This is a genomic window from Thalassococcus sp. S3 (assembly GCF_004216475.1).
Lineage (GTDB): Bacteria > Pseudomonadota > Alphaproteobacteria > Rhodobacterales > Rhodobacteraceae.
Genome location: NZ_CP022303.1, coordinates 1103680 through 1126116 on the forward strand (window position 1 = coordinate 1103680; position 22437 = coordinate 1126116).

At 61.8% G+C, this 22437-nt stretch carries 20 protein-coding genes; 2 read left to right on the forward strand and 18 right to left on the reverse strand.

Annotated elements, in window-relative coordinates; all coding sequences use genetic code 11:
- The first annotated feature begins 168 nt into the window (after positions 1 to 168).
- Complete coding sequence (locus CFI11_RS05635; protein WP_130403903.1) at positions 169 to 3114, forward strand: ABC transporter transmembrane domain-containing protein; 2946 nt, start codon at positions 169 to 171, stop codon at positions 3112 to 3114.
- Here the strand turns inward: CFI11_RS05635 and CFI11_RS05640 are convergent, their stop codons facing one another.
- From CFI11_RS05640 to CFI11_RS05655, 5 genes are all read right to left on the reverse strand, one after another.
- Positions 3115 to 3789, reverse strand: coding sequence for a response regulator transcription factor (locus CFI11_RS05640; RefSeq protein WP_130403905.1), 675 nt, complete (start codon positions 3787 to 3789; stop codon positions 3115 to 3117).
- A 141-nt stretch (positions 3790 to 3930) separates the two neighbouring features.
- Entirely contained in the window at positions 3931 to 5490 is a 1560-nt protein-coding gene (locus CFI11_RS05645; RefSeq protein ID WP_130403907.1) for a cell wall metabolism sensor histidine kinase WalK, read from the reverse strand.
- A gap of 27 nt (positions 5491 to 5517) precedes the next feature.
- Positions 5518 to 7089: an ABC transporter ATP-binding protein gene (locus tag CFI11_RS05650; RefSeq protein WP_165390190.1), complete on the reverse strand. Its 1572-nt coding sequence runs from the start codon at positions 7087 to 7089 to the stop codon at positions 5518 to 5520.
- The gene (locus CFI11_RS24255) at positions 7086 to 8144 is read right to left on the reverse strand and encodes a dethiobiotin synthase (protein ID WP_165390191.1); all 1059 of its coding nucleotides are present in this window, start codon (positions 8142 to 8144) and stop codon (positions 7086 to 7088) included. Before CFI11_RS24255 ends, CFI11_RS05650 begins: the two co-directional genes overlap by 4 nt.
- 174 nt (positions 8145 to 8318) lie before the next feature.
- Positions 8319 to 8897, reverse strand: coding sequence for a TetR/AcrR family transcriptional regulator (locus CFI11_RS05655; protein WP_130403911.1), 579 nt, complete (start codon positions 8895 to 8897; stop codon positions 8319 to 8321).
- Positions 8898 to 8980: 83 nt separating this feature from the next.
- On the opposite strand from CFI11_RS05655, the gene CFI11_RS05660 reads away from it, so the two are divergent.
- Positions 8981 to 9565: an NAD(P)H-dependent oxidoreductase gene (locus CFI11_RS05660; RefSeq protein ID WP_130403913.1), complete on the forward strand. Its 585-nt coding sequence runs from the start codon at positions 8981 to 8983 to the stop codon at positions 9563 to 9565.
- Here the strand turns inward: CFI11_RS05660 and CFI11_RS05665 are convergent.
- The 13 genes from CFI11_RS05665 to CFI11_RS05725 all read right to left on the reverse strand — a co-directional run bounded on the left by CFI11_RS05665 (position 9552) and on the right by CFI11_RS05725 (position 22284).
- Positions 9552 to 10991 carry an amidase gene (locus CFI11_RS05665; RefSeq protein ID WP_130403915.1) on the reverse strand — a complete coding sequence of 480 codons (1440 nt, stop codon included), beginning with the start codon at positions 10989 to 10991 and terminating at the stop codon, positions 9552 to 9554. The genes CFI11_RS05660 and CFI11_RS05665 overlap by 14 nt on opposite strands.
- A 44-nt stretch (positions 10992 to 11035) precedes the next feature.
- The gene (locus CFI11_RS05670; protein WP_130403917.1) at positions 11036 to 12268 is read right to left on the reverse strand and encodes a mandelate racemase/muconate lactonizing enzyme family protein; all 1233 of its coding nucleotides are present in this window, start codon (positions 12266 to 12268) and stop codon (positions 11036 to 11038) included.
- A gap of 46 nt (positions 12269 to 12314) precedes the next feature.
- The gene (locus CFI11_RS05675; protein WP_130409935.1) at positions 12315 to 13406 is read right to left on the reverse strand and encodes a Zn-dependent alcohol dehydrogenase; all 1092 of its coding nucleotides are present in this window, start codon (positions 13404 to 13406) and stop codon (positions 12315 to 12317) included.
- 87 nt (positions 13407 to 13493) lie between these two features.
- Positions 13494 to 14693 carry a TCR/Tet family MFS transporter gene (locus tag CFI11_RS05680; protein ID WP_130409936.1) on the reverse strand — a complete coding sequence of 400 codons (1200 nt, stop codon included), beginning with the start codon at positions 14691 to 14693 and terminating at the stop codon, positions 13494 to 13496.
- The gene (locus CFI11_RS05685; protein ID WP_130403919.1) at positions 14693 to 16033 is read right to left on the reverse strand and encodes an adenylosuccinate lyase family protein; all 1341 of its coding nucleotides are present in this window, start codon (positions 16031 to 16033) and stop codon (positions 14693 to 14695) included. The genes CFI11_RS05680 and CFI11_RS05685 overlap by 1 nt, the downstream gene beginning before the upstream one ends.
- Positions 16034 to 16097: 64 nt before the next feature.
- Positions 16098 to 16664, reverse strand: coding sequence for a protocatechuate 3,4-dioxygenase subunit alpha (pcaG, locus tag CFI11_RS05690; RefSeq protein ID WP_130403921.1), 567 nt, complete (start codon positions 16662 to 16664; stop codon positions 16098 to 16100).
- Between the two features lies 1 nt (position 16665).
- Positions 16666 to 17376, reverse strand: coding sequence for a protocatechuate 3,4-dioxygenase subunit beta (gene pcaH / locus CFI11_RS05695; RefSeq protein WP_130403923.1), 711 nt, complete (start codon positions 17374 to 17376; stop codon positions 16666 to 16668).
- Positions 17373 to 17753: a 4-carboxymuconolactone decarboxylase gene (gene pcaC, locus CFI11_RS05700; protein ID WP_130403925.1), complete on the reverse strand. Its 381-nt coding sequence runs from the start codon at positions 17751 to 17753 to the stop codon at positions 17373 to 17375. The genes pcaH and pcaC overlap by 4 nt, the downstream gene beginning before the upstream one ends.
- Positions 17746 to 18534, reverse strand: coding sequence for a 3-oxoadipate enol-lactonase (pcaD, locus tag CFI11_RS05705; protein WP_130403927.1), 789 nt, complete (start codon positions 18532 to 18534; stop codon positions 17746 to 17748). Before pcaD ends, pcaC begins: the two co-directional genes overlap by 8 nt.
- A 93-nt stretch (positions 18535 to 18627) precedes the next feature.
- Positions 18628 to 19809 carry an endonuclease/exonuclease/phosphatase family protein gene (locus CFI11_RS05710; protein ID WP_130403929.1) on the reverse strand — a complete coding sequence of 394 codons (1182 nt, stop codon included), beginning with the start codon at positions 19807 to 19809 and terminating at the stop codon, positions 18628 to 18630.
- Positions 19806 to 20780, reverse strand: a complete 975-nt coding sequence (locus CFI11_RS05715) for a threonine/serine dehydratase (RefSeq protein ID WP_130403931.1) — start codon at positions 20778 to 20780, stop codon at positions 19806 to 19808. Before CFI11_RS05715 ends, CFI11_RS05710 begins: the two co-directional genes overlap by 4 nt.
- Positions 20777 to 21598, reverse strand: a complete 822-nt coding sequence (locus tag CFI11_RS05720) for an alpha/beta fold hydrolase (protein WP_130403933.1) — start codon at positions 21596 to 21598, stop codon at positions 20777 to 20779. The genes CFI11_RS05715 and CFI11_RS05720 overlap by 4 nt, the downstream gene beginning before the upstream one ends.
- Positions 21598 to 22284, reverse strand: coding sequence for a haloacid dehalogenase type II (locus tag CFI11_RS05725; RefSeq protein WP_130403935.1), 687 nt, complete (start codon positions 22282 to 22284; stop codon positions 21598 to 21600). The genes CFI11_RS05720 and CFI11_RS05725 overlap by 1 nt, the downstream gene beginning before the upstream one ends.
- Positions 22285 to 22437 lie beyond the last annotated feature (153 nt).

Below are 22437 nucleotides of genomic sequence, written 5' to 3' on the forward strand. Positions count from 1 at the left end.
TCAATTCCTTACGATTGCAAGTGTTAAGCAGCGCTTGAGTTTTGCGTTTTTTGCTAACCTGCGCTATCCAAAGGCGGTTTCCGCGATGTTTAAGAACCAGATCGGACCAAGACCATAGAACGCACGCTGTTTTCGTTCATCTGGAAATACTCCAAGCGCGATCAACTGATCCTGTTGCTCGTTACATCGCTCCTGTTTCCGCTGCTCTATCTCACGCTGGAACTGCCAAAGCGTATCATCAACGACGCGATCGACGCCCCCGAGACCCCGATCCGGGTTTACGGGATGGAATTCGAGCAGGTCCAATTCCTTGCGATCCTATGCGGTGGCTTTCTGATTGCCGTGCTGGCCCACGGTCTGCTGAAAATGCGGATCAACACGATGAAGGGCGTGCTGGCCGAGCGGTTGCTGCGTCGCTTTCGGTACACGCTGATCGCCCGCATCCTGCGGTTCCCGCAGCCCTATTTCGAACGGACCAGTCAGGGCGAGTTGGTGTCGATGGTCACGTCAGAGGCGGAGCCGATGGGCGGTCTTATGGGCGATGCGATTGCCCAGCCGGTCTTGCAGGCCGGTCAGATGCTGACCATCCTGACCTTCCTGTTCCTGCAAAGCTTTTGGTTCGGTCTTGCAGCCTGCGCGCTGATCCCGCTGCAAGCCTGGCTGATCCCCAAGCTTCAGCGCCAAATCAACCTTCTCAATAAAAAGCGGGTGATCCAGGTGCGCGGGCTGGCAGCCGAGATCGGCGAAAGTGCGGCCGGCGCGGCGGCTTTGCGCACCAATGGCGGTTGGCGTTATCGGCTGGCGATGATCACGGACCGGCTGGGACATCTGTTCGAGATCCGGTTCGAGATCTACCAGAAAAAGTTCTTTATGAAGTTTCTCAACAACTTCATCACCCAACTGACGCCTTTCTTTTTCTTTTCGGTGGGCGGGTATCTTGTCATCCAGGGCAGCGTCACTTTGGGGGCACTGGTCGCCGCTCTGGCCGCTTACAAGGATCTCTCCAGCCCCTGGAAGGAGCTTCTGGCCTATTACAACCAGGTCCAGGACATGTCCCTACGCTGGGAGATCATCATCGAGCGGTTTGCCCCCGACGGCATGGTCGATGAGGCGTTGTTCAAGGGGGTGGAGGAGGACGCGCCGCGCCTGAACGGAGATATCGTTCTCGACGGGGTGACGGTGCGGGACGCGGACGGCAATGCGGTTCTGGAAGACATCAATGTGACCCTGCCGAAACAGACGGTCGTCGGGATAGCAGCGCCCAGCGAAGAGGACCGCCGCGCCATGGCGGAGGTTTTGACGCGCGAAGTCACGCCGTCCTCTGGGAAGGTCTTGGTCGCCGGACACGAGATGTCAGGCTTGCATCAATCCGTGATCGCCGCGCGGATTGGCCATGCAACGGGCCGTCCGATCCTGTTTCAGGGCACCTTTGCCGACAATATGATGATGCCGCTGAAGACGGGGCCGCGTCCGGACAGTGTCGATCCGGCAAGCATCGTCGAAGCCGAGCGCGCGGGAAACAGCATCGATGCATTGCAGGCGGAGTGGCTTGATCCTGCGCGGGCCGGGGCGGCCGATGTCGCAGAGCTGCGGGCTTGGTGGATTTCGCTTCTGGACGGGATTGGCACAGGCACCGCGCTCTTTCGTCGTGGTCTTGATCAGCGGTTCGACCCGAAGGCCCATCCAGAATTGGCCGAACACCTTGTGGCCCTGCGCGGCAAGGTGAAGGACGCGGTGGCCGCCGCTGGGCTCTCCCGGCACGTCTACCGGTTTGAAGATGACCGCTACAATCCCGCCCTTCCGGTCGCGGACAACCTGATCTTTGCCACGCCGCTGCGCCCGATCACCGAGGAGGTCCTCGCGAACGAAACCGAATTCATGGACTTTCTGCGCGCGCTAGAGCTTGATGAAGACCTGCTGGGTCTCACGCGCGAAGTGGTCGAGCTGCTGCGTCAGATCTTCGGTCTTGACGGGACCGATCATCCGCTGTTCCGCAAGCTGGGTCTGGAGGTGCAAACCTATGAACGCGCGGTTGAGCTGCTCGGCAAAGGCAATCCGAAGGGGGCCTCCGACAAGGAGCTTGCCCTTCTGATGACCATTCCCTTTCGCATCTCAGCCGAACAGATCGGCCCGGCTTTCCCCGAGGAGATGAAGACACGGTTGCTGGAACTGAGGGCCGCGCATTCTGCGGAGCTGAGAGAGGCGCTGGCCGAGGTCTACACGCCCCTGGAACCGGATCTTTTCGTGCCGGGTCTCACGGTTCTGGAGAACGCCCTTTTTGGAAAGATATCGGATGCCGCCGGCGCCAAGGCCGATGAGTTGCGCAAGATCGTTGCCGATATTCTGGTGGAAGAGGGACTTAAGTCGCTCGTCATTCAACTGATCTATGACATGCCGATTGCCCTGGGGGGCGCAAATCTGCCTGCTCTTTTCGCAGAACCGCTTTCCTTTTGCCGGGCCACGATCAAACGACCCGATATCCTGATCCTCGATGGCGCCCTGGTCCGGTTTGAGCCGGATGTCGAGGGGTCGGTGCATGAAAATCTGCGGCGACTGCTGCCAGAGACGACGCTGATCTATCTTGCGAGCGGGTTTGAGGATCCCGAAGGCTTTGACACATATATCGAGATCCAACAGGGGCGGATCATCCGCGACGAGCGTGAAGCCGAAGAAACGACAGACAGCGCGGCCAGTGCGGATCTGGCGCGCAAGCTGCGCGCGCTTGAACAGACACCATTGTTTTCAGGCCTGAACCGCAGGCAGCTTCGGCTACTGGCTTTCGGCGCGCGCTGGTACCGGGCGCCGGCCGGGGAATACGTCTTTTACAAGGACGACGATCCCTCTGACGGGGCCTATATGGTTTTGGAAGGGGAGGCGGGCCTTTACCTTCCAAAGCCGGACACCGAGGACGAGATGATCGCCAAGGTGGGCCCAGGCACCCTTGTTGGTGAGCTTGGGTTGATCCGCAACGTACCACGCGCGCTGGACATGAAGGCCGAGACCGATCTGATGTGCCTGCGCATTGGCGCCGAAGAGTTCCTGGCCGTCGTCGAGAACGATGCGGCAACCGCCTTCAAGGTGTTGCAGGTGGTTGCCGGCTACGTCTCGAACTAGTCACTTTCCAAAACGATATCCGGCGCCCCGTACGGTGCTGATCAGATCGCCGTAGGGCGCGATCTTCTTGCGCAGCCGGGCGATATATACATCGACCACATTCGTGAGCGGATCCTCTTGAGTGCCCCAGACAGCATTCAGGATCCGCTCGCGGCTGTGGACTTTCCCCGGACTTGCCATGAGCATCGAGATCAGCTCGCGCTCTTTTGCCGACAATGTCACTTCCTGCCCGTCAACGCTCAGCTGCAAGGCGCTGCGATCGTATTTCAGGCCGTCATGGGCCAGCACATCGTCAGAGGCGCCTTTCGAGAATTCGTGCGCACGGCGACGCAGCGCTTCGATCCGGGCGATCAACTCGTCAAAGTCGAAGGGCTTGGGCAGATAGTCGTCAGCGCCCAGTTTAAGGCCCGCAACCCGTTCATCCGTCGAATCCAATGCTGTGAGCATCAGGATCGGTGTGTGGTTCTTGCGCGCCCGCATTCTTTGGCAGACATCCTGCCCCGAGATACCGGGGAGCATCAGGTCAAGGACCACGACATCGAAAGGGTAAGCCCCGACCAGTTCCAGACCGGTTTCTCCATCGGGTGCGTGCTCTACCTGCCAGCCTTCCGCCTTGAGCCCCCGCCGGATGAAATCGGCCACGCGAAGTTCATCTTCTATAAGCAAAATATTCATCAGTCCGTCCAATTGCAGTTCCGTCTGGGCAGACAAAAAGCAATCAGACGGGCCCAAATCTATGCGCTCGGGGTTTATATAATTGATGCTATCGTAGGGGTTTAGGCCCATAAACCAGAGTTTAATCCGGGTTTATGATGCTCATGAAACCGCCTGAAGACGGGGGCGGCCCGGCAAATGGATGCTTACGACCAGGCCAGAGCCCTCGGCATCCGCCAGAGCGACCGAGCCGCCATGCGCTTCGGCGATGGACTTCACAACCGGCAGGCCCAGCCCGGTGCCTTCGGCATAATCCTCCGCCGCGTTGGAGCCGCGGAAGAAACGGCTGAAGGCCTGCTGCTTTTCCGCATCCGACATGCCGGGCCCGTGGTCCGCGACCGACAGCACAAAGCCGTCTTGCGTGGCGTCAAGCCGCGCCTCGATCTGATCGCCGCCATAGCGTCGGGCATTCTGCAGCAAAGCGATGATGCATTGTCTGATGCGCATCGGATCGACCCGCGTCGGTGCGTTGTTGATCGTGGTGACAAACGGGATCGAGGGCGCAACCATGGAGAGGGTCTCGGTCATCAAGCTGGCCAGATCGACCTCCTGCAGGTCCAGCTTGGCGACACCTGCCTCCCGGCGGGCGATGAAGAGCAGGTCATCAACCAGTCGATTCGTGTGTTTGGCCGTATCGCGGGCGCGGCGCAGGGCCTCCTGGTATTCTTCTGCTGTCTTCTCGGCCCCTCTCAATGCGACCTCCGTCTCACCCTGGATGATGGTCAGCGGCGTCCGCAGCTCGTGGCTGACGTCGGCCATCAGACGGCGCCGGTTGGTTTCGGCCGTCTGGGCATCCTCCAGAAGGCGCTCCAGTTCCACGGTGCGGCTGCGCACCGCGTCTTCCAGTTTGGCGTTCTGACTTTCCAGTGAGCGTGTCCGCTCCTCGACCTGGGCCGCCATATCGTCGAGCACGGTGGCGACCTGGGCGATTTCATCGCGCCCCTTCAGCCCGATCACCTTGTTGAAGTGTCCGGCCGAAAACATCTCGACGCCGGACATAAGCTGGTGCAGCGGTCTCTGGATGCGCGAGCGGTAGCTCCAAAGCGCAAAGCCGGTAAACGTGATTGCCAGCAAGGCAAAGCTGATCGCCAGACGGTTGGCAAATTTCTCGTGTGTCTTGGCCGCGAGCCGGGTTTCCTCGGTCTCTTCCAGCTCCTCGGCCAAGGCCGCTTCGATCAACGACTGGAAATCGCGGTCGATCTCGTTGTCTAGGATCAGCGACAGACCGGACCAGTTCTGGGCCAGAACCTCCGGCGCGCCTTGCGACGTGATCTGTTTGAATTTGACAATGAGGCCATTGATCTTGGTTTCAAGCAAGGCCAGCGTTGCCAGCTCGTCGATTTCTTCTTCGCCGACAAGGTCGATCTCCTCGCCGATGATCTGGCGGATTTCGGTGATGTTGCCACGGATCTCCTGGATCAGGACGGCGCGTTCAAAGGTCCGTCCTTCGCCGCCGATCAAAATCCGGTCGCCATATTGCTTGAAGAGACGGTAGGTGGCGTTGGCCAGCTTCAGATGTGCCTCATAGCTGGCATGTGCAAGCATGATGCGGTCATTGTAATAAGCGGCGCGATTGGTCGTCCATATCGAGATCGCGGTGCCGCCCAGAACGAGGATCAGCATCACAATCGCATAGAGATTAACCAGACTAAGGATGCGCAAGGCATAGCTCCAATCTTGTTTCGCACGTCAATCATGGGACAGGATGGCGCGGCGGTCCGCCAATACAAGTGTTCTTGCGTTTGTGAAGCCTGTCATGCGCGGACCTGTGACCAAAACCGTCGCCTTCGTCTTGGTGCGCAAGCGTTTTAGCAGCAGCGCGCCCTCGGGGTCGGCGCGAAGCTGGGCGTTGTCGACAACGATCAGGTCGGCGCGCGAGAGAATAGCGCGGGCCAGCGCGATTCGCAGCGCTTCGCCATTCGATATCACCGACGCACCGGACGGCAGGCTGCCATCAATGCCTCCAATCCGTGACAGCAGGCCGCCTAGTCCCATCTGTTGCGCGACACGATCGGTCTTGCGGCGGGACGGGCGGGGCGAAAGCCCAAGGGACAAGCTCCGCCGCAAGCTGCCGCGAAGCATCGCGGGACGATCCGGCACATAAGCGACCGAGGGCAGCGCCACACGTCCTTCGTCATAAAGAACGTGCCCCTGTTCCGGCGGGCTGAGGCCGGCAACCATCGCGGCCAGGCTGGATTTGCCGGATCCGTTCGGGCCGGAGACGAACGTGAGCGAGCCGGCCGGCAAGACGGCATTCACGGTCAGCGCCCGCAATTTGGCATTGTCCAGGGTGACGGATACCGGCCGACCCTGACGCTCTGACAGGCGCCGGGTGCTGGGTTGCGCCAGCAACTTTCCGCATTTCTCGCGCGCGACGCGCCAGCCGCAATAGCGATCCCAGACACCTGCAAGTTCCTGCAATGGCAACATCAGGATCCCCAGCATCGCAAGGGCCGCTGCCGCCTCCGCGGCGGCGATGTCGGGCCGGGCCGCGGCCCACAGGATCGCCACGCCGCCAAGGGCGGCCCCGATCTGGGGGATGGCCCGCAGCAGGCTGCTTCGCGTGACACGGGCGGTGGCCTGCTGGCGCAGCCTGTCGCCGTTCTCGTCCAGCACTTCGAGTTCCTTGCCCGTGCGTCCGGCCAGATCGAGATCCGGCGCCTGGGCGATCCGCTCCATCATGTTGATGGCGATCCGGGCCCGTCGGCTGCGCAGGCGGCGGTGGTAGTGTTCAAGACCGATGGCCAGGCCGAACGCCAGCAAAAGTGAGGCGGCAACCGGCAGGCTGGCGGCAAGCGCGAGGTACGGGTTCAAGAGGTAAAGCACCAGCGCGGCCCCGGGAAGCACCACCACGGCCGAGACGAGGCGCGTGATCCCCAGGCCAACCCAGCCCCGCGCCGCCGACAGATCGCCGACGAAGCGCAGAGAGAGTGCGCCGGTGCGCCGCTTGGCCAGATCGGATTCGGACATGCCGGCGATATGGTCATAAAGACGGTGTCTGAGCGACTTTGCATAATGTTGGCCAAGCGATTCGGCGCGCGCCCGGGCCAGAACACGAAGAAGCGCAACAGCAACGCCCGCTCCGACCAGGATCGCCAGGGTGAGCGGGCGTTGCGATTGAGCCTGATGCAGGGCCGCGAAGGCATCGCGCGTTGCGAAGGCCGCGATCCCCATGGCGATCCCTTGCAGGATGCCGATGGCGGCGACGAGGGCCACGCTGCGTGCGCGGCCCTCGCTGAGTGGTGCGGGAACGTGGGTCATGCCGCTGTCTTCTGCAAAAGGCCGGCGCGGCGCATCAGTGGGGAAACAAGGCTCATCACCTTGACGGGGTCGCACAATTCGGCGCGCGACAGATGCGGCACTCCGGTGGCGCGCATGGCTTCCCGGGTGGCCAGGGGGGAGCATGTGACCATGCCGGATACGGCCATCGGGCGAACTCCGTAGCTTTGCAGAACCTGAACGCCTCCGACGGATCCCAGGGCATCGGGAGCGGCGAACATCAATCCATCCATGCGCTTCAGAATGGGGGAGCCTTCGAGAATGGCGGAGGTTTCGCGCTGAAAGACGCCATCGGCGATTTCGACCACCGCGATCTCGGCGCCTTGAGCCGCCGCGTTGCCGACAAGGGTTTCAAACCCACGCTCGATCCGCTCCATCGGCATACGGTAAGTGGTGGGCATGCCCGCATCGGTAAAGTCGGTGACGGGAACACCTGCATCCATGAAGGCATTGAAATCACCAAAGGCACCGGTGCCTGTTGCTTTTATACCCGCCACGTTGAACCCGGCCCGTGCGAGGCCATGGGCCAGGCTCACCGCGGCGGTGGTCTTGCCTGCATTCATCGAGGCACCGAAGACACCCAGTACCGTGACATCGTCGGGGATCGTCTGGTGGGGCATGGCATAGCGGGCGACATTCATCACTTCGCCTGCCGCGTCGACCAGAAGACCCAGCGGCTGCACCTGTGTCGGACGGTTCATCCGGCCATGGGCCGTTTCGACGAGCCCCACAATGCCCCCGCCAGCAATCAGATCAACGCCGTCGGGAGAGAGTTCGGCGCGTCCTTCGAACTGGTCGGGGGCATACCGGTCACCCACGCAGGCCACGAACACATCGCCGGGGTAGCTGAGGGAATAGCGCTGGTCCGAAAGCTGGAGTTTCTTGTGCTGACCCAACTGGGTGATGCGGCACAGGACAAGATCGCCAGCGGTGGCGTAGGTGACGTTCGGGTCGAGCGAGGCCACGTCGTCGCGGTTCACACGACGGGTGGAGAAGGTCCATTTGGCCTGGGCGGGGATGGCGGTGTTCAGTGTCATTTTTCGAAATCTCCGTTCGGGGGTAACCTTGTTGATGACACCAACTTAGGCAGGGTCCCTTGCAACCACATTTCGGCAAAATGAACGGCCTTTCATCCTTAAATGAACGGATCATGAATACCGCATGTCGGTGTGGTGTCGGTTGAGGACCGAAGCCTTCAAAGGCCCTATTTCTTATCGAGCAGGCCCGTTGATCCAGCGGTCCAGGGCGGTTCGAAGACGCGCCAGCGCCTCGTCATCCGTCTTGATCCATCCGCCTAGCCGATAGGTCACGATCTGAAGGAAGAAGGCCTGTGCCCCGTTGGTCAACAATGTCTGCTCATCGCCATCTTGCGCGACCTTTCGCAGTTCCCGCGCCACGACTTCTTCTAGCTGATGGCAACTTTGCGCGAACGCGGCGCTCATCGGTCCGTCGGGCAGGGCGGATTGATCGATAAAGAGCCGCGCGAAATCCGGTGTGTCCACGAAGAAGCTGAGAAGCGGGTGATAGATTTCGACGATCCGGCTGACCGGATCAGCTTCTGTGAACGCAATATCGGTGACAATGCCGTCCATCCGCCGAATCCCCAGGGCCGCCAGCAGATGACTGCGATCTCCGAAATGAGCAAAGACGGTTCCCTTCGCTACATTTGCGGTCTCAGCGATCATATCGGTGGTCACACTGCGATAGCCATGCCGGGCGGCCAGCTGTGCCGCCGCATCCAGAATACGCTCCCGTGTCTGCCGGCTGCGGGCTTGTGCGTGTTTCAGGATCGTCCTCCGTCAAAAGTTGACCGTGGTCAAATTTTAATCTAGCAAATCAAAAATATGACCGCAGTCAATTTTTGGAGTGACGTATGACGCGCAAGATCCTGATCCTGGACGGCCACCCGAACGGGGCCGCCTTTTGCGGAGCGCTTGCCCGAGAGGCGGAAGAGGGTGCTCGTGCCAAGGATGCCGAAACGCGGATTTTCAGGTTGTCCGAGATGCGCTTTGATCCGGATCTGACCGGCGCCTATAAGGTGGACCAGCCGTTGGAGCCGGATCTGGAGGCGTTCTGGAACGCTCTTTTATGGTGCGATCATTTCATCCTGGTGCATCCGCTCTGGTGGGGGTCTGCACCCGCCAAGCTGAAAGGCCTCTTTGACCGGATCTTCAAGCCAGGCATCGCGTTCAGATATGTCGAGGGCAAGGCGCTTCCAGACGGTCTTCTCGCGGGACGTAACGCGGATGTTCTGATCACGTCGGATACGCCGACGTGGTATTTCCGACTGGTCTATCGGCTGGCCTGGCCAAGGATCCTCCGCAAGCAGATCCTGGGCTTTTGCGGGCTGAACGTCCGCCACATTCGCAATCTCGCGACGATCCGCAACGCCTCGCCCCGCCAGCGCGAGGGGTTTTTGGCCGCGGCACGCAGCCTTGGCGCGCTTAGTGCCGGATGACGGGGTCGATTGGCCTGTTGCCCAGATCCAGGGCCTCCTCGATGAAAAGGGCGGTGCGCAGCAGCACCGCCTCGCCGCGGGGAGGGCCGACAAGCTGCAGGCCGACAGGTAAGCCACCTGCGGTAAACCCCGCTGGCATGGACAAGGCGGGCAGCAGGGTGGTCGTGGCAAGAAATGAAAAGCGTAGCCAATCCTCGTAGGTTCCAATCTCGGCCCCGTCGACATGACGCGGATAGTCATGTTCGACGAGGTCCGGTGCGATGCCGACCACGGGAATGGCCAGAACGTCAAAGCGGGTCAGAAACCCGCGCATGATCTCGTAGAGCGTGGTGCGCGCGCGCATGGCATCATAGATCGCCTGGGCGGTCAGCCGTTTGGCATAGGCGACGTTGTCGGACAACCGCTCTCCAAAAACCGCGCGCACGGGCTCGGGCAGGGATGCGATGACAGAACCATAGTGAAGTCCGCGCAATGCCAGATATGTTTCGTTGAGATCGGGAAGATCCGGACAGGTCTCCTCGACCGTTGCACCGGCTTTCATGACCTCCTCCATGGCGCCTCTTAGAACGGTCCGGATTTCCCGCTCTACGGCTGCAAAACCGTTCTGATCCTCGGAAAAGGCGATCCGTGGAGGTTTGCTTTGTCGATCAAGTTCCGCCTGAAAGGATGTGGCCGGAGCGTCCAGACTGATCGGCATGCGCGGATCATACCCGGTCATAGCGTCCAGAAAGAGCGCCAGATCCCGAACATCCCGGGCCATCGGCCCCTGAAGCCCTTCGGTCAGGAATGCCGCACTGCCCGGCCCTCCGCCACATCGTCCCGGTGACGGGCGTAGCCCCAGGACCGAACAATGCGCCGCCGGTGTCCGCAAGGATCCCATCAGATCGGAGCCGTGGCTGAGCCAAACCTCTCCCGTTGCCAGAGAGGCCGCCGCTCCACCCGACGAGCCCCCGGCATTCATCCGTGTGTCCCATGGGTTCCGGGTTGCGCCGAATACGGGATTGGTCGAATTCCCGCCCGCGCCGAATTCGGGCGTGTTGGTCTTGCCCATAACCAACCCTCCGCGGGCTTCAAGCCGCTCGACCATCGGGTCGGACGCGTCTGGTACGAAGTCTTTCAGCGTCAGGTTGCCCCAGGTCGTGCGAACACCCTCGACCGCGTTCAGATCCTTGATGCCGATGGGCAGGCCCGCCAACCAGCCGACGTGATCCGCCTCTCCTTGGCCCAATTCCGCGATCTTCGCTTCTGCCCGCTCCGCGCAGACCGTTGGCATGGCGTTAACCGCCGGTTCGACATCCGCGATCCGTTGCGCCGAGGCGGCAACAACCTCGGTTGGAGAGATCTCGCGCTTGCGCAAGGCCGCCACGACTTCCCGCGCTGGCAAGGCGCAGACATCTGGTCCGGTAAATGGGGTGTCAGGCTTCATGAACGCTCCTCCTTCTGGCATTCTGGCGGAGCCGTCACGCCCTGTCACCCTGTCTTGACCGGTGCGCCCCCCTGAAAGGCATTGCCGTTGACATAATCACAGGGTGCTTCCTGCATCTCCAGATGAAGGCCGTCGCCAAGATAGGGATGGGCGCGCGCCAGCGCCTCGTCCACATCAATGCCCAGACCCGGCGTATCCGGCGGGGTGATGAAGCCGTCCTCTACCTGGATCGAACCTTTGATCAGCGCGTCATGAAACGGTGTCTCTATCGTTTCCGCCATCAGAATGTTCGGAATGGATGCCGCGAAATGCACATTCGCGGCCCATTCCACCGGACCCGCATAAAGATGAGGGGCCATCTGGGCGTTGTAGACTTCGGCCATCGCCGCCACTTTCTTCATCTCCCAGATGCCGCCAGCGCGCCCCAGTGCAGGCTGCAGGATCGTTGCCGCGCCAGCGCGCAGGACAGGGGCGAATTCTGCCTTCGTGCACAGCCGTTCACCTGTGGCGACCGGGATGCGGACCGACGCGGCGATTTTCGCCATTTCTGCCGTATTGTCCGGTGGGATCGGCTCTTCGAACCACATCGGTGAGAACGGCTCCAACGCCTGGCCCAGCCGGATCGCGCCTGCCGTTGTGAACTGCCCATGCGTGCCAAAGAGAAGATCCGCCCGATCGCCGACAGCGTCCCGGATCGCCTGACAAAAGGCGACGGACATCGAGATATCGCTCATCGCGGGCATATGCCCACCGCGAAGCGTGTAAGGGCCGGCAGGGTCGAACTTCACCGCGGTGTAGCCACGTGTCACGCAATCCGCCGCCGCCTCCGCCGCCATATCCGGCGAGGTCCAGAACGCGTTGATGTCGTGCTGGGGCAGAGGGTAAAGATAAGTATAGGCGCGGATGCGGTCATTGGTCCGGCCTCCCAAAAGGGCATGGACGGGACGCTCTCGCGCTTTGCCCAGGATATCCCAACACGCGATCTCAAGACCCGAAAACGCGCCGATCACGGTCAGATCCGGGCGCTGCGTGAACCCGCTGGAATAGGCGCGCCGGAACATCAATTCGATGTTTTCCGGATTCTCGCCCTGCATGTGCCGTGCGAAGACGTCCCCGATCACCGCACGCATTGCTTCGGGCCCGACCGAAGCGGCATAACATTCGCCCCAGCCCACGATCCCGCAGGCTGTCGTCAGCTTGACCAAAATCCAGTACCGACCGCCCCATCCGGGGGCGGGGGGCGCCGTCACGATGATGTCGAGGTCCTGCAGCTTCATCCCCACGCCTCCCGTCTGGATCCCGAATACCGTCAATGTGACCCGGTTATCTCTCGAATACGATCACGTTCCGCTTCGCCGCGCCTGTCTTGGTGTCCGCGATCGCCTCATTGATCTGATCGAGGGTCCAGGTTCCCGAAATCAGCTCGTCCAGCTTGAGCCGCCCTTGCTGATAAAGATCCACCATCCAGGGAATATCCCGCTGGATGACCACATCGCCCATCTTGGACCCGATAAGGCCCTGGCCGACAGCGGCCATCATCACCGGTTCATAGGTTGCTTTCGCTCCCGAATGCGGCATCCCGATGAGGATCGCGCGCCCCGCGCGCCCCAGATAGCGCAGCGCCTGTTCATAGGCGGGAATGGCACCCACCGTGACAATCACTGCGTCCGCGCCGCGCCCGCCCAAGGCTTTGTAGGACGCGCGCCAGGGCGACTTGTCCGTTGCCAGAACGCCATGCGTCGCACCGAAGCTTTTGGCGATCTCAAGCTTCTCCTCGGTCATGTCCACCGCCACGATCCGCCTCGCCCCGGCGATCCTTGCGCCTTGTATCGCGTTCAGCCCGACACCCCCGGCGCCGATCACGACCACGTCCTGACCCGCGCGCAAGCCCGCCGCATTCACTACGGCGCCGACGCCGGTGATCACGCCGCAGGACAAAAGACATGCGGCGGGGCGGGACATTTCGGTGGGAATTTTTACGATCTGGCCCTGATGTACCACAACCTTTTCGGCAAAGGCGCCACAGGACATGGCCTGATCGACCTTGCTGCCGTCTACGGTCGTGATCGGACCCGCTGTCGTGTCAAAGCGCCCCTCGCAGACGGTGGGTTTGCCGCTTGCGCAGGTCGGGCAGGTTCCGCAGGACCGGATAAGCGTGACCACCACGGCGTCGCCCACCGCGACATTCGACACACCGTCGCCGATCGCGGTGATCTGGCCCGCGGCTTCATGACCGTAAACCGCCGGCAGATGCCCACCCCAAGCGCCTTCCGCATACGAGATATCGGAGTGACAGATCGCGACCGCATCTAGGGTCACCTCGACCTCGCCCATTGCGGGGGCCGCGAGTTTGATATCCTCGATCACAAGCGGGGCGCCGTGATCATGGCATACGGCGGCTTTGATGGTTTGCATGGGCTCTTCCCTCGTCCAGGTCTTGATGTCGACGTTGACCGCAGCATTGCAGGCCCGCAAGTCGGAAAGCGCCATGCGACGCCGCGTTTAAGTCATGCCAGACGGCCGTCTTGCGAAAATCACCAGCGCCACGCCCACCAGAACCATCGACAGCAAAAACGGTGCGCCGGGCAGGTAAACGGGGGTGTTGGGGGCCGTGAAAAGAGCAAAGGTGGAGGTCATCGTCAGCGGCGCAAGGATGGTCGCCAAAGCGTTCATGCTGCCCAAAACCCCCTGAAGTTCCCCTTGAGCGTCGTTGCTAACCCTTTGTGACATCATCCCCTGAAGCGCGGGCGTGATGACAGCGCCCAGGGCCGCGAGCGGGGTGAGAACCAGGGCAATCGCTCCGCTGCTGATGATCGCAATCAGGCCAAAGACCAGAATGTCGAAGACATGACCGTAGATAACGGTCCTCCGCTCTCCCCACCATCTCAACACCAGCCGGATCAGACCGCCTTGCACAATGGCCATCATGATCCCGAACAGAGCCAGCGACAGGCCGATCGTCTGCGCGCTCCAGCCAAATCGCTCTTGTGTATAGAAGGACCAGACCGACGGATAGACGTTAAAGGCTACCTGATAAATGAAATAGACGGCCAGCAAGTGACCGATCCCTGGCAGTTTTGCCACCTGCCGAAAGGCGCCCAGCGGATTGGCCCGCCGCCAGTCAAACGGGCGGCGGATTGCGTCTGTCACCGTCTCTTTCAGGACAAAAAAGCCGAAGACGGTGTTCAGCGCCGCCAACCCCGCCGCTGCATAGAACGGCGCGCGGGGTCCCAGCTCTCCCAAAAAGCCGCCGATCAGGGGGCCGAGAACAAATCCCGCTCCGAAGCCGGCTCCGATCAGTCCGAAATTCGCGGCCTTTTCGTGTGGTTTCGAGATATCGGCCATATAAGCGCTTGCGGTGGCGTAGCTTGCCGCCGTGATGCCGCCCACGATACGGGCCACGATCAGCAGCATCATGCTTCCGGCGGTGGCCATAAGGAAGTAGCTCAACGACATGAACCCGAGCGAGATCAGAAGGATCGGCCGACGCCCGTACCGGTCCGACAGGCTGCCGAGTGTGGGACCGAAGAGAAACTGCATCACGGCATAGATCGTTGAAAGAATGCCGCCCCAGACGGCCGCACCGGCCAGCGTGCCCCCTTCTATGTCGCGGATCAGGTCGGGCATGACCGGCACGATCAGCCCGATGCCCATCGCATCCAGCATCACGTTCGTCATGATGAAGAGAACGGGCAGGCGGATCACGTATGGCCCGCCAGGGTTTCCCGCACCTTGCGGGCAAAGCGCTGTGCATCATCCGGCGCGTTTCCAAGGCTGCGCGCGGGATCAAAGATCGCGTCGATCTCCAGCTCCGGCCAATCCCGCGCGACAAGTGCTTGCAATGTCACCCCGTCTTTCGATGCCTCCTGGCAGAGCGCCTTGGTGGCGGCCTGAGCCTCCGGGCGTGGCATCCGCGCGGCCAGCGCAAAGCTAAGCTGTTCTGCATGGATCAGGCCCAAAGGATCGAACCCGGCCGCCATCTGTGCGGGTTGCGGCACAAGCTGCTCCAGCATGGGCAGGGCAGCCTGCAAGGATGTGGCCGTGCCCAGAAGGATCTGGGGCAGGCACATCCATTCGGTGAACCAGGCCGCCCCGTCGCGCTGATCGCGATGGATCGCGGCACCTTGGAGGGTGCTGTTCAAGCCGATCACATGCCGTGCCGTGGCGATTAGGACCGACGCAGCAACGGGATTTTGCTTTTGCGGCATGGTCGAGGACGATCCAGCTGCGTCCAGGCGCACAAAGCCCGCATTCGGATCTACGAAGTTTCGAACATCCTCGCCAATTTTACCCACAGAAAGACACAGCCTGACCGCCCAATCCGCGACCTTCAGAACCGGTGTGCGGTCCGTGTGCCAACTCCGCCCCGGGTCGCCCAGCCCCAGCGCATCCGCAAGTGCGGCGCGGGTTTCTGCAGGGGCAGGCCCCAAAGCGCTGGCCGTTCCTGCAGCGCCGGAAAGTGAGACAAGCAAAGCCTTTGCGCGTAAATCTTCAAGCTCGTTCAAAAGGGCCAGAAGGGGCGCGCCCCATTCCGCCACCGCGGCGCCAAAGCTTGTTGGCGTTGCGGGCTGGCCGTAGGTTCGTGCGGGCATCGGTGTTGAGGCGTTTTCTTCGCAAAGCGTTGCAAGGCGTTGAAGAACCGCCTTTAAGTCGCTCTCGAAAAGGGCAAGTGTCTGTCTGAGACGCAGCATGAGGCCGGTATCTATAATATCTTGCGACGTCGCACCCCAGTGAACGTATTGCGCATGTTCAGGGGCCTGCATTTCCTGCCGGAAAACGCGCAATAAAGCGGGAATGGAAACCCCGTTCTGTCCGGTTTCCGCGGTCAGCGCCGCGGGATCCACTTGCACTTCCATCGCCGCACGCTGGATCGCGTGGGCGCTTACCTCGGGGATGATGCCTTGCGCCGCCTGCACCTTGGCCAACGCCCCTTCGACGAGAAGCATGGCCCGCAAGGCTGCCGTGTCTGAAAAAAGCCGTCCGACATCACCTGTCGGAAAGAGATCCGAGAAGAGCAGACTGTCCTGCACCGCACCCGCCATCAGGCGCGGGTCCGTGGATGAGGCAGACAGGCTGATGCCCTGAGATAACACGAAAAACGGCGCATCAGATATCCAGAAACACAGTCTCGCCGTCGCCCTGAAGGCGAATGTCGAACCGCCAGGTCGCTTGTCCCTCGGGCCTTGCCATCAGGGTCCTGACCCGGTCGCGATGTTCGATCCGGTTCAGGACCGGATCGTCGCTGTGGTCGTCGCCCTCGAAATAAAGCCGGGTCTGAAGGCCGATATTGATACCCCGTGCCACGATCCAAAGCGCAATATGGGGAGATTGGTTGCCCACGCGGCCAGGTTTGATGGTGTTGAGCGTCCAGATCCCCGTCTCCTGATCTGCGGCCAGTCTTGCAAAACCCTGCGCGCCGGGACCAAAGGTGCCGTCCGCGCCCGCCTGCCAGCTTTCCAGCATGACATCGCGCAGGGGAACGCCAAGCCCGTCAAGAACTTGTCCGGTGATCGTAATGCGCTCTCCCGGTGCATCTTCGGGGTAGGGCTGGCGGCCGAGGTCTTCTTTGTAAATGCCTTCGATACCGGCGAAATTCGGGGTGCAGCCGATATGGACATAAGGTCCAGCCGTCTGCGAAGCGGTCTCGGTCAGGTCGGTCAGGTGCTGCACCATCTCAGAACCCTTCTGGCCGGTTTTCGAACATCGTCTGCCGTTGCCCGCGCAGCACGATGTCGAAGCGATAGGCAAGACAATCCATCGGCAGGGCGCGGGTCATGTCCAGCGGGGCCACCAGACGGTCCACCGCCTGAGGATCAGGGATCGTAGCCACGATCGGGCAGCGCGCGATGAGCGGGTCGCCTTCGAAATACATCTGTGTGATCAGACGCTGACCAAAGCTCGGCCCGAAAAGCGAGAAATGCACATGGGCCGGGCGCCAGTCGTTCACGCCGTTGGGCCAGGGATAGGCGCCAGGGCGAATGGTCAGGAATTCGTAGGCGCCGGCCTCGTCGGTGATCGTGCGACCGCACCCGCCAAAATTGTCATCCAGCGGCGCAAGATAGCCATCTTTCTTATGGCGATAGCGTCCGCCTGCATTGGCTTGCCAGATCTCTATCAGCGCCCCCGGCACCGGGCGCCCGAACTGGTCCATCACCCGGCCATGCAGGATCACCCGTTCGCCGATGGCGGGCGTTCCGGTGAAATTGAGGATCAGGTTGTTGTCGTGCTCTCCCAGCAGATCGTGGCCAAAGACCGGCCCCGTTTCCTCCGTCGCTCTGGTGGGCAGCGACAGGAGCGGCAGACGTGGACTGCGCGGCACGCTGGATTTGTAGCCGGGCGCGTAAGGGACCGGATGCGCGGCGCGGTTGCGGGGCAGCAAGGTCACGGCTTGTCCTCCATCTCGGCCAGCGTCGCCTTGGCCAGCTTGATGGCGTGGTTGGCGCGCGGCACGCCGGCATAGATGGCAACGTGCTGGAACGCCTCCATAATATCGCGCGGGCTGGCTCCGGTGTTTCTGGTGGCGCGGACATGCATCGGGATCTCGTCGAAATTGCCCATCGCGGCCAGCAAGGCCAGCGTCAGCATTGATCGTTCCCGCGGGCTGATCGCGTCAGAGGCCCAGACATTGCCCCAGGCGCTCTCGGTGATCAGGTCTTGAAACGGCTGGTCGAGCGGCGTTTTCGCGGCTTCTGCGCGATCTACATGCGCGTCGCCCAGCACGCGGCGGCGCACCTCCATGCCTTTGGCGTGACGCTCAGACATGGCCAACCTCTTTCAGAAACCGGATGAGCACGTCGGCATATTCTTCGGGCTTTTCGACACAGGGGAGATGACCGGCGCGGCGGATGACGTGGAATTGCGAGCCGGGGATCAGGTCCACCGTCTCCCGCACCAGATCGGGCGGGGTCGAGCCATCCTCGTCCCCGGCAATGCCCAGCGTCGGCAGGCGCAGAGCGCTAGTTGGGGTGTAGAAATCCGTACCGGAGATCGCGGCGGAGCATCCGATATAGCCCTCATCCTCTTGCCGCGTCAGCATATTCCGCCAGAGGCCCAGTTCGGGTTTGGCGCGGAAATCGGCGCTGAACCAACGTTCCATCACCGCATCGGCAAGGCTTTCGATTCCACCCGCTTTGACACCTGCGATCCGCTCGTCCCAGAGCTCTCGATGGCCGATCTTGGCGCCGGTATTCGACAGAACCATCGCCCGGATCAGATCGAGCCGCTTGGCCGCCAAGCCCTGGGCGATCATGCCGCCGATGGACAGGCCCACGAATACGCAGTCCTTTACTTCTAGCAGGTCGAGCAGTTGTTCCGCGTCCCGCACCAGCGATCCCATGGAATAGGGCGCGCGGGGCAGGGAGGACAGACCATGCCCGCGCTTGTCGTAGCGGATGATCTTCAGACCGGAGGGCAGCAAGGGCAGGATCGGATCCCAGAGCCGCATGTCGGTGCCAAGCGAATTGGCGAAGACAAGCGGCGCGCCATGCGGGTCGCCGTCGATCCGGCAATGCAGTTGGACCTCTCCGAAATCGGCGATCTTCATTCTATCCTCCCCTTTGCGCGCATCTAAGCGGGCCGGGGCGGTAAGGTAAAGCACGCTTGCAGATCGGATGTGCCAGACGCGTCGGAATTGCAATCAAGGCCGCTTGAGACGGATATGTGCCATGATCTGACCATGATCGGAGGCCAGTTTGTTGTAAGGCGCTTCGGGATGGCTGCCATCGGTGAGGTGGTCGTTGAAGGTACTGAAATACTCCATCTCGCCGATATGGCCGGGAAAATCGGCCAGGAAATCGCGGGAGAGATAGATCTGGTCGATGCTCTCGTAAACGCCGCCAAAGGCGGTCGTATAGACCATGTCACGCAGGGATTTGCGGGCAAACAGCTTTTCAGCGGAATGCAGGCGGACCCTTTCGATATCTTCGGTGATCTGTGTGTTTTCTGCGTCGGTATAGCGATCGCGCGGGCTTTCGGCGTCGTGGCGCAGCATCCAGGCATAGTTCTTGAACGGGACTTCCCCGCTGATGATCTCGCTGCTGACAGCATGCTCGCCGTCGTTAAAGTCACCCAAGGCGATCACCGGATGGCCGGATTGCAGCTCAGCCACGATGGCGTCGCGCAGCACCCACGCCTCTGCCATCCGGCGCAGTGCGGCACGCAGGGATCCCAAGGCCCGTCCGGTCGGATCATAGTTGGTCAGATCCGCCTCGGGTGCAAAGGTCGCGCCATCGGGGCGCAGGTACTCGCCCAGCTTTGACTTCAGATGGCAGTTAAACACGGTCACGACCCTTCCGCCGATCGGCACCCGGGCCTTGAGGATCGGGCGGGAGAGGCGGGTGAGCCGGAAATCACCGGCACCATCGGCAAAGGGGATCGTCAGCGGCTCGGGCAGGTCCTGGATGACTTCCGGCGGTTCGGCAAATCCGGGACGAGAGAGGAGCGCCAAGCCAGGACGTCGCTTGCCGGGTCCACCGTCGGAGGTATTGGGCGCAAAGGCCAGTTCTGCATCCGCATAGCCGTCAAAGCGGATCCGGTCGAAAATCGCGCGCCGGTGATAGCGTTTGTCGCGGGAGGGCACGGCATCGGCATTGGCCAGCGCGCCACGACGGTCGGCCTCGGTGATCACATCGCTGAGCGCCTGAGCCTCAAAGATCTCCTGAAAGCCGACGATATCGGCGTCCATCGTCAGAAGCTGATCGGCCAGCCAATCCTCTTTCCAGGCATATTCCTCGGGCGTGTAGGACTGGAAGCGATAGTATTCCTGATCCGCACCGATCAGGTTTTTTACGTTGAAGCTGGCAATGGTGAACAGGGTCATGCGGGAAACCGTGTGAGAGCGTTGACAAAGACTTCGGCATCCACGTTCCCGCCCGAGATGGTGACGATGACGTCCTCCCCCTCGACCGCGTCCGCGTGGAAGAGGGCGGCGGCCAGCGCCACGGCCCCACCAGGTTCAGCGACAAGCTTGAGCCGCTGGAACGCAAGGCTCATGGCGCGCTGGGCGTCCTCCTCGCTGACAACCAGGCCCGGTCCGCAGAGACGGTGCATGATCGAGAACGTGATCTCTCCGGGCTGTTCCGTCAGGATCGCATCGCAGAGATTTCCGCCGCTCTGTGTGTTTCGTTCGATCCTGCCCGAGGCGAGAGAGCGGGTGACATCGTCAAAGCCTTCGGGCTCAACCGGGCGCGGTCGCAGGCCGGGCGCGCGCGCCTCCAGCGCCAGCGCGATGCCCGATGTCAGCCCGCCGCCGCCGCAACAGATCAGCACGTCAGCCTGCGTCACACCGGCTTCACTGGCCTGTGTTGCGATCTCAAGGCCCACGCTGCCCTGGCCTGCGATAACCTGCGGTTCGTCGAACGGTTTGATGAGTGTGAGGCCACGGTCCTCGGCGATGCTCGCGCCGATCTTGTTCCGGTCCTCAGTCGCGCGGTCGTAAAGCACCACTTCCGCGCCCAGGGCTTTGGTGTTGTCGATTTTTAGTCGTGGCGCATCCGATGGCATGACGATCACGGCCGTTGTACCTTGTTGTGCCGCCGCCAATGCCACGCCTTGCGCGTGATTGCCGCTGGAGAACGCGATCACACCGCGCGCCCGAACCTCCGGGTCCAGCGCGGACAGGGCGGACCAGGCCCCGCGATATTTGAAGCTGCCTGTGTGCTGGAGGCATTCGGGTTTGACCCACACCCGGCGCCCGGCCATCTCGTCCAGAAAGGGCGAATTCAAAAGCGGCGTGCGGCGGGCATGCCCCTCAAGGCGCGCGGCGGCGGCGTCGATCATGTCGATATTCATTGCAATCTGTCCAACCAGGTATGGAGCGCGCGAAGCGATTGGGACTCATCCAGAAAGGGTACATGTCCGCGCCCCGGGATTTCGGCGGCGATCATCTTGTCATATCGGACCTGCATCGCCCCGAACGTCGCTGCAGACAAAAGCTGCGAATTGGCCCCGCGCAGCACGCAGAGCGGGCGTTGGGCAAGAGCGTCCATGAAGGGCCAGAGATCCGGAACCTCGTCGGTGTCTGCGGCCAGGATCGCATCGCGCAGCCGCGGGTCGTAGGTCAGGTCGAGGCCATCCTCCGTCTCGACGAAATGCAGTCGCGCTTCGTTTAGCCATCGCGTGTGGGGCACGTTCTCAAAGGTTGGAAGGGCGGCGGCCAGCCCGTCGGCTGCCTCTTCGTGAGAGCGCCAGCTCGGGCGCCGCCCGATATAGGCGATGATCTGATCGACCGCGTCCCGTTCGATCACCGGGCCAACGTCGTTCAGCGCAGCCCCGATCACGCGGTCGGGTGCGATGGCGGCCAGGGTCATCGCGATCAATCCGCCACGCGACGTCCCCAGGATGGCGGCGCGGGCCACGTCCAGATGATCCATCAGTGCGACCACATCCGCGGCTTCCACCGGGATCGTGTAGGTCTGCCAATCCGCCCATTCCGAGGCGCCCCGCCCACGGTAGTCCAGACGAATAATGCGGCAGCCGGTGAGATGGGGCGCGAGATAGTTGAAATCGCGCCCATCCCTGGTCAATCCGGACAGGCAAATCAGCGGCAGCCCCGTGCCCTCATCGGTGTAGTGCAGTGACAGCCCGTCGGGTGCAGAAAAGTAGGGCATCAGCTTTGCGCCAGATCCGGTATGGTCGTCAGATCTGTCAGAACATGGTCTGGGCGCCCCGGAAGGCGGTCTATCGGCTCATCGCTCCGGTTGACCCATGCTGTCCTGAACCCATAGGCTGCCGCGCAGCCCGCATCCCAGCCGTTGGACGAAACAAAAAGGACAGAAGGTTTTTCGACCCCGAAAGCATCCCTCACAAGATCGTAGACCCGTGCGTGAGGCTTGAAGATGCCCACGCTTTCCACGGAGAGCACGTGATCCAGCACATCGTCGATGCCCGCCGATTGCACGGCGCCTGCCAACATCTCCGGGGCGCCGTTCGAGAGGATTCCCGTCTTGAAGCCTGCGGATTTAAGCGTGTCCAGCATCTTGGGAACCTCGGGGTAGGCCTCAAGCTCCCAGTAAAGATCAAGCAGGCGCTGGCGCAGGTCGTCATCCCCGTCCAGTGATGTTGCCTCAAGCGCCCAATCGAGACCGTCTTGCGTCACCTGCCAGAAATCGGTGTGATCGCCGGTCACCGCTCGGAGCCAGGTATATTGCAACTGCTTCGCGCGCCAATGCTGAGACAGGTCTGCCCACCGGGCTTTCAACGCGTCGCGGCCAGGCTCCTCGGCGGCCTGTCGCGCTGCGGCGGATACATCGAAGAGCGTACCATAAGCGTCGAAGATACAGGTTGTGATCGTCATGGATACGCGTCCTCTTTGCGCGCAACCTGACACAGGCAAAGGCATCGGGGAAGGGGGTGCGTTCCGCCTATTGAGAGGCGCCCTGACCGGCCGAATAGACGACGATGGATCTGCCCAGAGGCGCGCGAAAGGCGATTCCCTCACTTCCGGCCG